This window comes from Kitasatospora sp. NPDC057223 (assembly GCF_042669755.1).
Lineage (GTDB): Bacteria > Actinomycetota > Actinomycetes > Streptomycetales > Streptomycetaceae > Kitasatospora.
The window spans coordinates 1-14,908 of the sequence record NZ_JBHUWW010000047.1 but is presented as its reverse complement, the minus strand read 5'-3'; the positions used below and the strand labels follow the sequence as shown (position 1 = coordinate 14,908).

Here is a 14,908-nt window from a genome sequence, read left to right as displayed (position 1 = left end):
CCGGAGCGAGGCAGGCGCACTGGAATGTTTGCAAGTTTTCGCAAATTAATTGCGCGATCTGTCGTACAATCGCAAGCATGACACGACGACTTGCCCAGGTGGCCAAGAAGGTCGGGGTGAGCGAGGCCACGGTCAGCCGCGTGCTGAACGAGAAGCCCGGCGTCTCCGACGCGACCAGGGCCGCGGTCCTCACCGCCCTCGACGTCCTCGGCTACGAGCGGCCGACCCAGCTGCGCGGCGAGCGGGCCCGGCTGGTGGGGCTGGTCCTGCCGGAGCTGCAGAACCCGATCTTCCCGGCCTTCGCCGAGGTCGTCGGCGGGGCGCTGGCCGGCCAGGGCTTCACCCCGGTGCTGTGCACGCAGACCGCGGGCGGCGTCTCCGAGGCCGACTACGTCGACCTGCTGCTGGAGCAGCACGTCTCGGGAGTCGTGTTCTTCGGCGGCCTCTACGCCCAGGGCGACGCCCCGCACGAGCACTACGACCGGCTCGCCGAGCGCAGCCTGCCCACCGTGCTGCTGAACGCCGCCATCGACCACCTCGACTTCCCGCGGGTGTCCTGCGACGACGCGGTCGCGGTCGAGCAGGCCATCGGCCACCTGAACCAGCTCGGCCACCGCAGGATCGGCATGGTGCTCGGCCCCGCCGACCACATGCCCTCCCGCCGCAAGCTCGACGCCGCCCGCGCCGCCGCCGCCAAGGCCGGCCTGGAACTGCCCGACGAATGCGTCGAGCGCGCCCTGTTCAGCCTGGAGGGCGGCCAGGCCGCCACCACCCGCCTGCTGCGCCAGGGTGTCACCGGCATCGTCTGCGCGAGCGACCCGCTGGCGCTGGGCGCCGTCCGCGCGGTGCGCCGGGCCGGGCTCTCCGTGCCGGAGGACGTGTCGGTGATCGGCTACGACGACTCCGCGTTCATGACCTGCACCGACCCGCCGCTGACCACCGTCCGCCAGCCGATCGAGGCGATGGGCCGGGCCGCCGTGGAACTCCTCGCGGGCGAGATCGCCGGCGTCAAGGTGACCCATGACGAGCTGCTCTTCGAGCCGGAGCTGGTGGTCCGCGGCTCCACCGCGCCGGTGCGCGCGCGGAGCTGACCGGCGGCCGGCCGGGTGGGGCGGGTGCTTCGGCGCCCGCCCTTCGCCGTGTCGCGGATCGGATGCCGCGCGGTGCGGCGTTTGCGGGATCCGGTGGACATCGTGCACCGCCCGCCGCCCCGGGCCGTGGCGGCCGGTGCCGCGCGGGGCTCCCGGCGTGATGATGGACGGCAGGGGGCAGGACGGCAGACGAGGAGCCGGGCCGATGACCAGATGGCCGTTGACCGCCGTCGGTGTGATGGCCGTGAGCGCGGCGGCGGTGTTCGCGCTCGGCCGCTGCCTCCCGCTGGAGCACCGCGCCCGCAGGTCGGTGGAGCTGCACCGGCCGCCCGAGGCGGTCTGGGACGCGATCACCGACATCGACCGCTACCCGCTCTGGCGGCCGGGCCTGACCCGGGTCGAGCGCCTCCCGGACGAGGGCGGCCGGATCTGCTGGCGCGAGTACGAGCAGCACGGCGACATCGCGTACAAGCTGGTGGACGCCACCGCGCCGCTCCGGCTGGTGACGATGATCGCCGACCCCAGGCTGCCGTTCGGCGGCACCTGGACGTACGAGCTCACGCCCTGGCCGGGCGGCTGCACGCTCACCGTCGTCGAGCGCGGTGAGATCCGGAACCCGTTCTACCGCTTCGTCTCGCGCTACCTGCTCGGGTACACGGCGTCCCTGGAGCGCTACCTCGGCGCGCTCGCCGGGTACCTGCAGCGGGACGACTGACCGTCCGGTGGGCCCGGCATTTCTGGACACCTGTCCATAAACTGTGGACAGGTGTCCAGGAAAGGGCGCTGTCAGCCTCCCCGAAAGGCGGTGAGTGGTCGTGCAGACCACCGCCAACGTCCTGGTCGGCCTCGTCGCCGCCCTGCACGCGTACATCCTGGTGCTGGAGATGTTCCTCTGGGAGCGACGGCCCGGCCGCGAACTCTCCGGCTTCGACGCCGCGACGGCCCGCCTCACCGCGCCGCTCGCCGCCAACCAGGGCCTCTACAACGGATTCCTGTCGGCCGGCCTGGTCTGGGGCCTGATCGCCGCCGACCCCACCGGCCACCGCGTCCAGGTCTTCTTCCTCAGCTGCGTCGTCGTGGCCGGCCTCTACGGCGCGGCCACCGCGAACCGGCGGATCCTGTTCGCCCAGGCCCTGCCCGGCGCGCTCGCCCTGGCCGCCGTCCTGGCCGCCGGATGAGCGGGCCCGGCGCCCCCCGGGCCGCGGGCGAGCCCCGTGCCGCCGGGGACCCGCGTGCCGAGCGCACCCGGGAGAAGCTGCGGCAGGCCCTGCTCGCGGAGTGCGCCGAGCGGCCTCTCGCCGAGGTCAGCGTCTCCGCGGTGGTCCGCCGGGCCGGGCTCGGCCGGGCCACCTTCTACCTGCACCACGAGGACCTCCAGTCGCTCGCGGTGGACGCCTGCGCCGAGGTCGCCCGCCGGGCCGTCGACGCGCTGCACGCCTGGCGCGGCGTCCCCGACCCGGCCGCCCCGCCGCCCGCGCTGGCCGCCTTCCTCGCCGACACGGCCGCGCACGTGGCGCTCTACCGCAGCCTGCTGCGCCCCGGGGGCAGCGGCCCGCTCGGCGAACTGCTCAACCGCGAACTGCGCGAACGCAGCCGCAGCGAGCGTGAGCTGGCGGGGGCCCGGCACGCCGATCTGGTGGCCTCGGCGGTCGCGGCCGCCTTCACCGGAGTGCTGGCCGACTGGCTGGACGACCGCGTCGAAGGCACGCCGGAGAGCGTCGCGGGCGATGTCTGGCGGCTGCTGATCGCCCTGCACCGGGCGGTACCGTGACCGCCCCCGGGGAGCGTCTCAGCCGACCCAGCCGCGCCGGTAGGCCGCCCAGTCCTCGGGGGTGGCCGTGAAGTCCACGTACAGCGCGAGGCCGAAGGCCCGGCGGTCCGGCGCGTGGCGGCCGAGTGACAGCCGGACGCCGCGCACGGCGGCCCGGACGGTCTCGGCGGAGCCGTAGTGCCCCCACCTGTCCTCCCAGTACGCGGGCAGCCCCATCAGCAGGTCCACCTGCGGCGGGGTGACCTCCAGGGCGAGGGCGGTCTGCTGGGCCACGTACCCGCCGTACAGCGACTCCAGGACCATGCCGGTGTCGTACGACATCACCGCGATCTGCTCGACCCGGCGGGCGGTCTCGGCGAAGTACGCCTGCGACCACCACTTGCCGTGCCCGCTCAGGCCGGTGGTCAGCACGTGCAGGCCGGGCAGCGGGTCGATCTGTGGGGCGGCCACCGACAGCGGCACGCCGCGCGCGGCGGTCACCGCGTGCACCTGGTCGAGCAGGGCGAGCCAGCCGGCCGAGTCGGGGCGGATCGGCTCCATGTCGAAGTGCACCCCGTCGAAGCCGGCGTCCAGCACCTGCCGCGCGGAGGCCGTGACCCGGTCGCGCGAGGCCTGGTCCTCCAGGTCCAGCCCGGCCTTCTCCGGCTTCACCACGTCGCCCAGCCAGGCCTGCACCCGGACGCCCGGCAGCAGCCGGCCGGCGGCCTCGTTGAGCCAGCCGGCCTTCGGGTAGAGCTTCGCGTCCAGGCTGCCGTCGTGCTCCAGCGGGCCGGTGTGGACGTACAGGTCGCGGATGCCGGTGCCGGCGAGCTGCGCCGCCAGGGCGCGCAGGTCGGCGTCGCCCTTGCGGCCGTCCACCCAGGCGTGTCCGAGCCAGAGGGCGTCGCGGCCCCGGCTGCGGGCGTCCGCCGACGGCTCGCCCGCGTACTGCAGCCGGAGCGCGGCGGCGGCCGTGCCCACCGGCACCGCCACTACGCCGAATGCCACGACGGCCGTCACCAGGGCTTTCCGGGTCCGCGACCACCCCCGCCACCGCCTGCGGGCCGCCCCCGCGGCCCTGCGCAGGCGTGCTCGGACCGACTTCATCACTGCCCCCCGTGGTGATCGAAAGCTCAGGATACGAAACGCTCCGGCGGCCCGGGCACCAGGGCGGATACCCTGACCTGGTGCACCCCCGATTCGGCGGGAGCGCAAAGCCGACAGCCGTCGCACCCAGGGAGAAGCCCCATGGCCACTGCAGCCACCCCGTCCACCGTCCAGCAGGAGCGTGCGAACGCCCTGCGTGAAGCCCTCCTGACCCGGGTCGTGGTCGCGGACGGGGCGATGGGCACGATGCTCCAGGCGCAGGACCCGACGCTGGAGGACTTCCAGGACCTGGAGGGCTGCAACGAGGTCCTCAACATCACCCGGCCCGACATCGTGCGCTCCGTCCACGAGGCGTACTTCTCGGTCGGCGTGGACTGCGTGGAGACCAACACCTTCGGTGCGAACCTCTCGGCCCTCGGCGAGTACGACATTCCGGAGCGGATCTTCGAGCTGTCCGAGGCCGGTGCCCGGATCGCCCGCGAGGTGGCCGACTCCTACGAGGACGGACGCACCCGCTGGGTGCTCGGTTCCATCGGCCCCGGCACCAAGCTGCCGACGCTCGGCCACATCCCGTACGCGACCGTGCGGGACGGCTTCCGGACGAATGCCGCCGGTCTGATCGCGGGCGGCGCCGACGCGCTGCTGGTGGAGACCAGCCAGGACCTGCTGCAGACCAAGGCCGCCATCCTGGGCAGCAAGCTGGCACTGGCCGAGGCCGGCATCGACCTGCCGCTGATCGTGCAGGTGACGGTGGAGACCACCGGCACCATGCTGCTGGGTTCGGAGATCGGCGCCGCGCTCACCGCGCTGGAGCCGCTCGGCGTGGACTACATCGGCCTGAACTGTGCCACCGGCCCCGCCGAGATGAGCGAGCACCTGCGCTACCTGGCGAAGAACGCCCGGATCGGCCTGTCCTGCATGCCGAACGCCGGTCTGCCGGTGCTGGGCAAGGACGGCGCGCACTACCCGCTGAGCCCCGCCGAGCTGGCCGACGCGCACGACACCTTCACCCGTGAGTACGGCCTCTCGCTGGTCGGCGGCTGCTGCGGCACCACCCCCGAGCACCTGCGCCAGGTGGTCGAGCGGGTGCGCGGACGCGAGATCACCCGGCGCGACCCGCAGCCGGAGCCGGCCGCCGCCTCGCTGTACCAGTCGGTGCCGTTCCGGCAGGACACCTCGTACCTGGCGATCGGCGAGCGCACCAACGCCAACGGCTCGAAGAAGTTCCGCGACTCGATGCTGGCGGCCGACTGGCAGGCCTGCGTGGAGATCGCCCGCGAGCAGATCCGCGACGGCTCGCACCTGCTGGACCTCTGCGTCGACTACGTCGGCCGCGACGGCGTCGCCGACATGAAGGAGATCGCCGGCCGGCTGGCGACCGCCTCCACGCTGCCGATCGTGCTCGACTCCACCGAGACGGACGTGCTCCGGGCCGGCCTGGAGATGCTGGGCGGCCGGGCGCTGCTGAACTCGGTGAACTACGAGGACGGCGACGGACCGGACACCCGGTTCGGCAAGGTCGCCGCGCTGGCCCGGGAGCACGGTGCCGGCCTGGTCGCGCTGACCATCGACGAGGAGGGCCAGGCCCGCACCGCCGAGAAGAAGGTCGCGATCGCCGAGCGGCTGATCGAGCAGCTCGGCCGCGAGTACGGCATCGCCGAGTACGACATCCTGGTGGACTGCCTGGCCTTCACGCTCGGCACCGGCCAGGAGGAGTCGCGCCGCGACGGCATCGAGACCATCGAGGCGATCCGCGAGCTGAAGCGCCGCCACCCGGCGGTGCAGACCACGCTGGGCCTGTCGAACATCTCCTTCGGACTCTCCCCGGCCGCCCGCCAGGTGATCAACTCGGTCTTCCTGCACGAGTGCGTCGAGGCCGGTCTGGACTCGGCGATCGTGCACGCCTCGAAGATCCTGCCGATGGCCCGGATCCCCGACGAGCAGCGCCAGGTCGCCCTCGACCTGGTCTACGACCGGCGGCGCCCCGAGCAGGGTGACGAGCCGGCGTACGACCCGCTGCAGAAGCTGCTCCAGCTGTTCGAGGGCGTCTCGGCGGCCTCCAGCGCGGAGACCAAGGCGCAGGAGCTGGCCGCGCTGCCGCTGGAGGAGCGGCTCCAGCGCCGGATCATCGACGGCGAGCGCAAGGGCCTGGAGACGGACCTCGACGAGGCGCTGACGCAGCGCCCGGCGCTGGAGATCGTCAACAGCACGCTGCTGGCCGGCATGAAGGTGGTCGGCGAGCTGTTCGGCTCGGGCCAGATGCAGCTGCCGTTCGTGCTCCAGTCGGCGGAGGTCATGAAGACCGCCGTGGCGCACCTGGAGCCGCACATGGAGAAGTCCGACGACGAGGGCAAGGGCACCATCGTGCTCGCCACCGTCAAGGGCGACGTCCACGACATCGGCAAGAACCTGGTCGACATCATCCTGTCGAACAACGGCTACACGGTCGTCAACCTGGGCATCAAGCAGCCCGTCTCGGCGATCCTGGACGCGGCGCAGGAGCACCGGGCGGACGTCATCGGCATGTCCGGCCTGCTGGTGAAGTCGACCGTGATCATGAAGGAGAACCTCCAGGAGCTCAACCAGCGCAAGCTGGCCGCCGAGTTCCCGGTGATCCTCGGCGGCGCGGCCCTGACCCGCGCCTACGTCGAGCAGGACCTGCACGAGATCTACGAGGGCGAGGTCCGCTACGCCCGCGACGCGTTCGAGGGCCTGCGCCTGATGGACGCGCTGATCGCGGTCAAGCGCGGGGTGCCCGGGGCGACGCTGCCGGAGCTCAAGCAGCGCCGGCACGCCCGGGTCGAGGTGGTGGAGGAGCCCGAGCCGAACCTCGGGCAGATCCGCTCGGACGTGTCCGTCGACAACCCGGTGCCGGCCCCGCCGTTCTGGGGCGACCGGATCGTCAAGGGCATCCCGTTCGCGGACTACGCCTCCTGGCTGGACGAGGACGCGCTGTTCAAGGGCCAGTGGGGCCTGAAGGCGGCGCGCAGCGGCGGTCCCTCGTACGAGGAGCTGGTGGAGACCGAGGGCCGGCCGCGGCTGCGGATGTGGCTGGACCGGCTGCAGACCGAGGGCTGGCTGGAGGCGGCCGTGGTCTACGGCTACTACCCGGCCGCGTCCAAGGGCGACGACCTGCTGGTCTTCAACGAGGACGGCAGCGAGCACACCCGGTTCACCTTCCCGCGCCAGCGGCGCGGGCGCCGGCTGTGCCTCGCGGACTTCTTCCGCCCGGAGGAGTCGGGCGAGAAGGACGTGCTGGGCCTTCAGGTGGTCACCATGGGCAACCGGATCTCGGAGGCCGCCAACGAGCTGTTCAAGGCCGACGCCTACCGCGACTACCTGGAGCTGCACGGCCTGTCCGTCCAGCTCGCCGAGGCGCTGGCCGAGTTCTGGCACGCCCGGGTCCGCTTCGAGCTGGGCTTCTCCGGCGAGGACCCGCAGGACGTGAAGGACATGTTCGCGCTGAAGTACCGGGGTGCGCGCTTCTCGCTCGGCTACGGGGCCTGCCCGGAGCTGGAGGACCGCGCCAAGATCGCCGACCTGCTGAAGCCGGAGCGGATCGGCGTGGTGCTCTCCGAGGAGTTCCAGCTCCACCCGGAGCAGTCCACCGACGCGATCGTCATCCACCACCCCGAGGCCAAGTACTTCAACGCGCGGTAGTGCGCCTGTCGCCCTGCGTTCGCGTCATTCCGGGGATCCGGGCGTATCCTGGATCATCCTGAACGGGCCGGTCCGCTCACCAGCGGGCCGGCCTGTGCCGTCCCCGGGGGCAGAGCCGGGTGTGCACGAACGGAAGGATCCCGCCATGACGACCATCTCCACCGCCACCCTGGCCCTCGACCACGCCGACGGGCCCGGCCTGCAGGCGGTGCTGCTGGACATGGACGGGACGCTGGTCGACACCGAGGACTTCTGGTGGCAGGCGGAGGTGTCGCTCTTCGCCGAGCTGGGCCACGTCCTGGACGAGAACGACCGGGCGCACGTGGTGGGCGGCCCGATGAGCCGGGTGATCGACTACCTGCTCTCCGCCACCGGCGTGGATCTCGCGCCGGCCGACCTGACCACGCTGATCAACGAGCGCTTCGTGGGCCTGCTGGCCGGCGGGGTGCCGTTGATGCCGGGCGCCGAGCGGCTGCTGAACACGCTGGCCGCGCACGGCGTCCCGGCGGCGCTGGTGTCGGCCTCGCACCGGCACATCATCGACATCGTGCTCGAAAGCCTCGGTGCGCACCACTTCGCCTTCTCGCTCGCGGGGGACGAGGTGCCGCGTACCAAGCCGCACCCCGACCCGTACCTGGAGGCGGTGCGCCGGTTCGGGGCGGAGCCGGCCCGCTGTGTGGTGGTCGAGGACGCCCCCACCGGGGTGCGGTCGGGCGAGGCGGCGGGCTGCCCGGTGATCGCGGTGCCGTCGGTGGCGGCCATCGAGCCGGGCCCCGGCCGCCTCGTGGTGCCCTCGCTGGAGCACGTCGATCTGGAACTGCTGCGGTCGCTGGTCGCCTCGCGAGTGTGACGGTCCTGTGATGGTGATCATTTAATCCATGTGATTGTCGTCTCACCGTCAACTCCTGGTACCGGCAAGTAGCTTCCGTCCGATCATCGGACACGCCCGTTACAGCGGGAGAAAACGGGCATTAGCTGACAACTCGTCCGCCCGACGCCCCGTCGGACCGGCCGGGCCGTGCGGAGAAGCCCCGTGCACGGGTGGGATCGATGCCGTACCGGTGTGGCAGGCTACCTTCGATCGATTCCCACCCGCAGTCCCCACCGGCCGGCACACCACACCCGGCCGGCGGACGGCCGCGGGCCCACACCCCCACGCCACGCCACCGCCGACGACGGGCAACCCCGTCCACCGGCGGGTGCGGGGCACCCGGCCGCACCGGCGCACTCCCGATCGGGAGAGGTGGCGCGGAGGCCACCGGCACACACCGCCGGCCGCACCGAGAAGGACGCACCCGCATGACTTCAGTTCACCGACTGGCAGTGCTCACCTGCGCCGGCTTGGTCGCCACCACGGTCGCGGGCTGCGGCTCCGTCACCAAGGCCGTCACCGGCTCGGACCCGGGCGGGGCGATCGTGATGGGGACCACCAGCGTCACGAACGTGCTGGACCCGGCCGGCGCCTACGACAACGGCTCCTGGCTGCTGCTGCACAACACCTTCCAGTCGCTGCTGAAGTTCCCCGCGGCGAGCACCTCCCCCGTCCCGGACGCCGCGCAGTCCTGCGAGTTCACCGGCGCCGACGCCACGACCTACCACTGCACGCTGCGCCCCGGGCTGAAGTTCTCCAACGGCCACGCGCTGACCGCCCAGGACGTGGTCTTCTCCATCGACCGGATGACGAAGATCAAGGACGAGAACGGGCCCTCCTCGCTGCTCGACTCGGTCAAGTCGGTCGAGGCGAAGGGCGACAGCGAGGTGGTCTTCCACCTCTCCCAGCCGGACGCGGTGCTGCCCGCCAAGCTGGCGAGCGCGGCCGGTTCGATCGTCGACCACCAGGTCTTCCCCGCCGACAAGCTGCTCGCCAACGACAAGCTCGTCGGCTCGGGCCCCTACAAGATCGACTCGCTGGAGGACATGGCCTCCGACGGCGGCACCAAGGTCCCCGGCAGGGTGACGCTGGTCGCCAACGACGAGTACAAGGGCGACGAGCTCCTCCGGAACAAGAAGTTCACCCTCAGGTACTTCAACAAGGGCTCGGACCTCAAGGCCGCCCTGGACTCCGGCGAGGTCGACCTCACCGACAACAGCCTCGACCCGGGCGCGGCCGCCGGGTACATGGCCGACGTGCAGGCCGGCAAGACAGCCGTGCAGGTCGCCGACGGCGAGAGCTCCGAGACCCGCTACCTGGCCTTCAACACCAAGGACCCGGTCACCGGCAACCCCGCCGTCCGCCAGGCCGTCGCGCAGCTGCTCGACCGCAAGGTGCTCGCCCGCGACGTCTACGCCCGGACGGTCCAGCCGCTCTACTCGGTGGTGCCGGCCGGTGTGCTCGGCCACAACACCGCCTTCTTCGACCGGTACGGCGACCCGGACATCGCGAAGGCCAAGCAGATCCTGACCGCGGCCAAGGTCGCGCTGCCGGTGAAGATGAGCCTCACCTGGTCGCGGGCCCGGGCCGAGGGCGCCGAGAGCGCCGAGATCAAGAAGCAGCTGGAGGCCAGCGGCCTGTTCCAGGTGACGGTCCAGCAGGAGAGCGACTGGGACAAGTTCAAGAAGGGCTGGACGGCCGGGATCTACCAGGCCTACACCATCGGCTGGACGGCCGACTACCCGGACCCGGACAACTTCGTCGCCCCGCTCGTCGTCAACGGCGGTGCCTACCACACCGGTTGGAACGACCCCCGGATCAGCGACAAGCTGGTGCCGGAGAGCCTCGTGCAGGCCGACCGGTCCGCCGCCGGCCCCACCTTCGCGCAGATGCAGAACATCACCGCCGAGGGCGTGCCGCTCATCCCGATCTTCCAGGCAAAGGCCTTCTACGCCTCCCGCTCGAACATCACCGGCGTGGAGTCGACGGTCGACACCACCGGCGTGTTCCGCTTCTGGGAGATCGGCCGCAGCAAGTAGCACCGATGCCGCCGGCCCCGGGTGCGACCGGAGCGGGCGGCCCCACAGCGCGGTGGCCCGTCCGCTCCTCCTGGTGCACAGGAGCGGACGGGCCACCGTCGTTCACGCCGCCGCGGGCTGCTGCGGCCCTACTGCCTGCTACGGCCTGCCACCGCCTGCTACTGCGCGCCCGGCCGCACCAGCCCGCTCTCGTACGCGTACACCGCGGCCTGCACCCGGTCGCGCAGCTGGAGCTTCGTCAGGACATGGCCGACGTGCGTCTTCACCGTCGTCTCGCTGACGAACAGCTCGGCCGCGATCTCGGCGTTCGACAGGCCGCGGGCGACCAGCCGGAGCACCTCCAGCTCACGCTCGGTCAGTGCGGTCAGCGCCTGCGGCGGCGCCTCGTCACCGGAGGGGAGCTTGGTGGCGTACATGTCCAGCAGGCGGCGGGTGATGCTCGGGGCGAGCATCGCGGCGCCGTCCGCGACCACCCGGATCGCCTGCACCAGCTCCTCGGCCGGGACGTCCTTGAGCAGGAAGCCGCTGGCGCCCGCCCGCAGTGCCTCGACCACGTACTCGTCCAGGTCGAAGGTGGTCAGCACCAGCACCTTGGCCGGGCCGTCGCGGCCGGGGCCGGCGATCCGGCGGGTGGCCTCCACGCCGTCCATCCGGGGCATCCGGATGTCCATCAGCACCACGTCGGGCTGCAGCGCCCGGACCTGGTCCAGCGCCTGCTGCCCGTCGCCGGCCTCACCGACCACCACCAGGTCGGACTCGGCCTCCAGGATCATCCGGAAGCCGGTGCGCAGCAGCGGCTGGTCGTCGACCAGCAGCACTCGGATCGTCACCTAGGACTCCTTGTTCACGTACTCGTCCGACCCCTTGGGCGTCGTGCCCGCGGGGTCGTCGTGGTCAGGTCGGGAGGGTGGGGCGGAGGCAGGCCGCGCGGCCGGGACGGCCGGTGCCGGGGCCTGCGTCAGCAGCGGCAGCGGGTACGGCGGGGGAGTGCCGCCGAACTCCGGGCAGCTCGCCTTGTGGTCGCACCAGTCGCAGAGCCGGTTCCGGGTGGCGGGGAACTCGCCGCTGGCGACCGCCTGCGAGATGGTCTCCCACAGCGCCAGCAGCTTGCGCTCCACCGCGAGCAGGTCCGCCTCGTCCGGGTCGTAGGAGACCACGTCCCCGCCGCCGCCCAGGTAGACGAGCTGCAACCGCTTGGGGATCACGCCCTTCCAGCGCCACACCACCAGGGCGTAGAACTTCATCTGGAACATGGCCTTGCCCTCGAAGTCCCGCGAGGGCGCCCGCCCGGTCTTGTAGTCGACCAGCCGGACCTCACCGGTCGGTGCGACGTCCACCCGGTCGATGTAGCCGCGCAGCAGCAGGCCGGACTCCAGCGCCGTCTCCACGTACAGCTCGCGCTCCACGGGGTGCAGCCGGGTCGGGTCCTCCAGCCTGAACCACTGGCCGAGCAGCTTCTCGGCGTCCGCCAGCCAGCGGGTCAGCGCCGCGCCGTCCGGCTCCGGGCCGCCCTCGCCGCCGCCGAACAGGGACGCCAGCTCCGGCCGCTCGCCGAGCAGCCGCTCCCACTGGGGGCGCAGCAGGCCGAGCGCGCGCTCCGGCGTCCGCTCGGCGGCGGGGCTGTCGAAGAGCCGCTCCAGGACGGCGTGGACGAGGGTGCCGCGGGTGGCGGCCGAGCTGGGCGGCTCGGGCAGCTTGTCGATCACCCGGAGCCGGTAGAGCAGCGGACAGGTCAGGAAGTCCCCCGCACGCGACGGGGACAGCCCGGTCGGGGGCGCGGCCCGGCGGGCCGGCGCCTCGGCGGTCGGGCCGTGGTCGGTCTGGTGCATGCCCTGACCCTATGGCCCGGCGCTGACATTCCGCTGCCACGGCACTGACACGACCGGTGCCGGGAGCCCCCGGGGCGGGTAGAACCAGGTGTGGGAGGGGCGGGCACCGGAATCCGCCGGAGATCACGTAGCGTGGGCGGGCGGCCCCGGCACCCGACGCCGACGGCCCGCCGGAGCAGACGGACGGCGCGGCACACCACGGGGACGACGAGCTGAAGGGACAACGGTGAGCGACACCAGGGGGCAGCAGACCTCCGAGCAGCCACCGTCCGGCAAGGCACCCGGCGCGGACGGGCCCCCGCCCGGCGGCCCGGAGCCGCGCGGCGGCATCCTGATGGGACGGCCCTTCGGCGTGCCGGTCTACGTCACCCCGTCCTGGTTCGTCATCGCGGCGCTGATCACCTGGATCTTCGGCGACCAGCTCGCCCGGGTGCTGCCCGAGCTGGGCGGCACCCGCTACCTGGTCTCGCTGTCCTTCGCGATCGCCTTCTACGCCTCCGTCCTGGTGCACGAACTGGCCCACACCGTGGTCGCGCTCCGTTACAAGCTCGGCGTGCGCCGGATCCAGCTCCAGTTCCTCGGCGGCGTGTCGGAGATCGAGAACGAGGCGCAAACCCCCGCCCGGGAGTTCTGGCTGGCCTTCGTCGGCCCGCTGCTCTCGCTCGTGCTCGGCGGCGTCTTCCTGGCGGCCGGCCGGCTCGTCGAGCTGTCCAGCGTCCCCGGCGTGCTGCTGGCCGGCCTGACCGCCAGCAACTTCGTGGTCGCCGCCTTCAACCTGCTGCCCGGCCTGCCGCTGGACGGCGGCCGGATGCTGCGCGCCGTCGTCTGGGGCCTCACCGGCCGCCCGATGGCGGGCACCGTGGCCGCCTCCTGGGTCGGCCGGGGCCTGGCCGTCGCCGTCCTGATCGGCCTGCCGCTGTTCAGCGCCTCCCGCGACGGCGTGGAGCGCACCGGCACCGACACCGTCATCGACGCGGTGCTGGCCGCGATCCTGGCCGCGATCATCTGGAACGGCGCGGTCGGCGCCGTCCGCAACGCCCGGCTCAAGGAGGCGCTGCCGGCCCTGCTGGTCCGCGACCTGGCCCGCCGGGCCGTCCCGGTCACCGCCGACACCCCGCTCGGCGAGGCGCTGCGCCGGGCCCGCGAGGCCGAGGCCGGCGCCGTCCTGGTGGTGGACGGGCGGGGCGAGCCGACCGGCCTGGTCCGCGAGTCCGCCGTCCGGGCGGTGCCCGAGCACCGGCGGCCCTGGATCGCCGTCGGCGCCCTCGCCCGCGACCTGGAGCCCGGCCTGCGGCTGCCCGTCGACCTGGCCGGCGAGGACCTGCTGAAGGCCGTCCGGGCGACCCCCGCCAGCGAGTACCTGGCGGTCGCCGCGGACGGATCCGTGTACGGCGTGGTCGCGCTCACCGACCTGGAGCAGCGGCTCAGCAGGGCCGTCGCCGGGCACTGACGGCCCGCGCCCGGCCCGGCCCGCTGTGACCACTGTGATCACCGTGGTCGGTGGGGCGCCCGTCAGCCCTTAGGATTGTGGGCATGTCCGAACCGACCGGTGCCACCCGCCGACGCGGGCCCTTCCAGGTCGGGGACCAGGTCCAGCTGACCGACCCCAAGGGCCGCCACTACACGTTCACGCTCCAGGCCGGGAACCAGTTCCACACCCACAAGGGTGCGTTCCCCCACGACGAGCTGATCGGCGCCCCCGAGGGCACGGTCGTGCGCACCACGGGTAACGTCCCGTATCTCGCGCTGCGCCCCCTGCTCCCCGACTACGTCCTGTCCATGCCGCGCGGCGCCGCCGTGATCTACCCCAAGGACGCGGGGCAGATCCTGGCGATGGCCGACATCTTCGCCGGTGCCCGCGTGGTCGAGGCCGGCGTCGGCTCCGGCGCGCTCAGCACCTACCTGCTGCGCGCCGTCGGCGACACCGGCCTGCTGGCCTCCTACGAGCGCCGCCAGGACTTCGCGGACATCGCCAAGAGCAACGTCGAGCGCTACTTCGGCGGACCGCACCCGGCGTGGAAGCTCACCGTCGGCGACCTCCAGGACAACCTGGTCGAGGCCGACGTCGACCGCGTGATCCTCGACATGCTGGCCCCCTGGGAGTGCCTGGACGTGGCGTCCAAGGCGCTCGTCCCCGGCGGCCTGATCTGCTGCTACGTGGCCACCACCACGCAGATGTCGAAGACCGTCGAGGCGCTGCGCGACCACGGCACCTTCACCGAGCCGCAGGCCTGGGAGACCATGGTCCGCACCTGGCACCTGGAGGGCCTGGCCGTCCGCCCGGACCACCGCATGATCGGCCACACCGGCTTCCTGCTCACCTCCCGGCGGCTGGCCGACGGCGTCGAGCCGCCGCTGCGCCGGCGCCGCCCGGCGAAGGGCGCGTACGGCGAGGAGTACGACGCCGCCACGCCGGAGCAGAGCCTCCAGGAGCGGGCCGCGGCCCGCGCCGCCGCCAAGGGCGCCGACCCCGCCGAGGCCGGGGCGCCGGAGCTCGGCTGACCGCTCCGGCAGCGGGACGACAGTGCGCGAGGGGCGCCGCGACGGGTATCCACCCGGCG

12 protein-coding genes are annotated in these 14,908 nt (G+C 72.8%); 9 read left to right on the top strand and 3 right to left on the bottom strand.

Translation table 11 applies throughout. From position 1 onward, the window contains the following. Positions 1-77: 77 nt before the first annotated feature. The 4 genes from ACFUK0_RS18440 to ACFUK0_RS18425 all read left to right on the top strand — a co-directional run bounded on the left by ACFUK0_RS18440 (position 78) and on the right by ACFUK0_RS18425 (position 2,862). On the top strand, positions 78-1,091 hold the full coding sequence (locus ACFUK0_RS18440; protein ID WP_380251362.1) for a LacI family DNA-binding transcriptional regulator: 1,014 nt from the start codon (positions 78-80) through the stop codon (positions 1,089-1,091). Positions 1,092-1,296: 205 nt separating this feature from the next. Further along, entirely contained in the window at positions 1,297-1,806 is a 510-nt protein-coding gene (locus ACFUK0_RS18435; protein WP_380251360.1) for an SRPBCC domain-containing protein, read from the top strand. Between the two features lie 100 nt (positions 1,807-1,906). Continuing rightward, positions 1,907-2,269, top strand: a complete 363-nt coding sequence (locus ACFUK0_RS18430; protein ID WP_380251358.1) for a DUF1304 domain-containing protein — start codon at positions 1,907-1,909, stop codon at positions 2,267-2,269. Beyond that, a complete protein-coding gene (locus tag ACFUK0_RS18425) occupies positions 2,266-2,862 on the top strand; it encodes a TetR/AcrR family transcriptional regulator (protein ID WP_380251356.1) in 597 nt (198 codons plus the stop codon). Before ACFUK0_RS18430 ends, ACFUK0_RS18425 begins: the two co-directional genes overlap by 4 nt. Positions 2,863-2,880: 18 nt before the next feature. On the opposite strand, the gene ACFUK0_RS18420 is transcribed toward ACFUK0_RS18425, so the two are convergent. After that, positions 2,881-3,849, bottom strand: a complete 969-nt coding sequence (locus ACFUK0_RS18420; RefSeq protein WP_380251354.1) for a hypothetical protein — start codon at positions 3,847-3,849, stop codon at positions 2,881-2,883. Positions 3,850-4,089: 240 nt separating this feature from the next. On the opposite strand from ACFUK0_RS18420, the gene metH reads away from it, so the two are divergent. From metH to ACFUK0_RS18405, 3 genes are all read left to right on the top strand, one after another. Continuing rightward, the gene (gene metH, locus ACFUK0_RS18415; RefSeq protein WP_380251352.1) at positions 4,090-7,608 is read left to right on the top strand and encodes a methionine synthase; all 3,519 of its coding nucleotides are present in this window, start codon (positions 4,090-4,092) and stop codon (positions 7,606-7,608) included. Between the two features lie 145 nt (positions 7,609-7,753). Further along, entirely contained in the window at positions 7,754-8,458 is a 705-nt protein-coding gene (locus ACFUK0_RS18410; RefSeq protein ID WP_380251350.1) for an HAD family hydrolase, read from the top strand. 449 nt (positions 8,459-8,907) lie between these two features. Then, complete coding sequence (locus ACFUK0_RS18405; protein WP_380251348.1) at positions 8,908-10,518, top strand: ABC transporter substrate-binding protein; 1,611 nt, start codon at positions 8,908-8,910, stop codon at positions 10,516-10,518. 158 nt (positions 10,519-10,676) lie between these two features. Here ACFUK0_RS18405 and ACFUK0_RS18400 read toward each other — a convergent pair whose 3' ends face one another. Both ACFUK0_RS18400 and ACFUK0_RS18395 read right to left on the bottom strand, forming a co-directional pair. After that, positions 10,677-11,348, bottom strand: coding sequence for a response regulator (locus tag ACFUK0_RS18400; RefSeq protein WP_380251346.1), 672 nt, complete (start codon positions 11,346-11,348; stop codon positions 10,677-10,679). Further along, entirely contained in the window at positions 11,349-12,347 is a 999-nt protein-coding gene (locus ACFUK0_RS18395) for a RecB family exonuclease (RefSeq protein WP_380251344.1), read from the bottom strand. A gap of 226 nt (positions 12,348-12,573) precedes the next feature. Between ACFUK0_RS18395 and ACFUK0_RS18390 the strand changes: the two genes are divergently transcribed. After that, positions 12,574-13,797, top strand: a complete 1,224-nt coding sequence (locus ACFUK0_RS18390) for a site-2 protease family protein (RefSeq protein WP_380251342.1) — start codon at positions 12,574-12,576, stop codon at positions 13,795-13,797. Between the two features lie 83 nt (positions 13,798-13,880). After that, complete coding sequence (locus ACFUK0_RS18385; RefSeq protein ID WP_380251340.1) at positions 13,881-14,849, top strand: tRNA (adenine-N1)-methyltransferase; 969 nt, start codon at positions 13,881-13,883, stop codon at positions 14,847-14,849. Positions 14,850-14,908: the final 59 nt, after the last annotated feature.

What these genes read in the sequence shown, in the direction of transcription:
- ACFUK0_RS18440 (WP_380251362.1), top strand. Translation starts at nt 78, where the DNA reads ATGACACGACGACTTGCCCAGGTGGCCAAGAAGGTCGGGGTGAGCGAG.
- ACFUK0_RS18435 (WP_380251360.1), top strand. Translation starts at nt 1,297, where the DNA reads ATGACCAGATGGCCGTTGACCGCCGTCGGTGTGATGGCCGTGAGCGCG.
- ACFUK0_RS18425 (WP_380251356.1), top strand. Translation starts at nt 2,266, where the DNA reads ATGAGCGGGCCCGGCGCCCCCCGGGCCGCGGGCGAGCCCCGTGCCGCC.
- metH (WP_380251352.1), top strand. Translation starts at nt 4,090, where the DNA reads ATGGCCACTGCAGCCACCCCGTCCACCGTCCAGCAGGAGCGTGCGAAC.
- ACFUK0_RS18410 (WP_380251350.1), top strand. Translation starts at nt 7,754, where the DNA reads ATGACGACCATCTCCACCGCCACCCTGGCCCTCGACCACGCCGACGGG.
- ACFUK0_RS18405 (WP_380251348.1), top strand. Translation starts at nt 8,908, where the DNA reads ATGACTTCAGTTCACCGACTGGCAGTGCTCACCTGCGCCGGCTTGGTC.
- ACFUK0_RS18395 (WP_380251344.1), bottom strand. Translation starts at nt 12,347, where the DNA reads ATGCACCAGACCGACCACGGCCCGACCGCCGAGGCGCCGGCCCGCCGG.
- ACFUK0_RS18385 (WP_380251340.1), top strand. Translation starts at nt 13,881, where the DNA reads ATGTCCGAACCGACCGGTGCCACCCGCCGACGCGGGCCCTTCCAGGTC.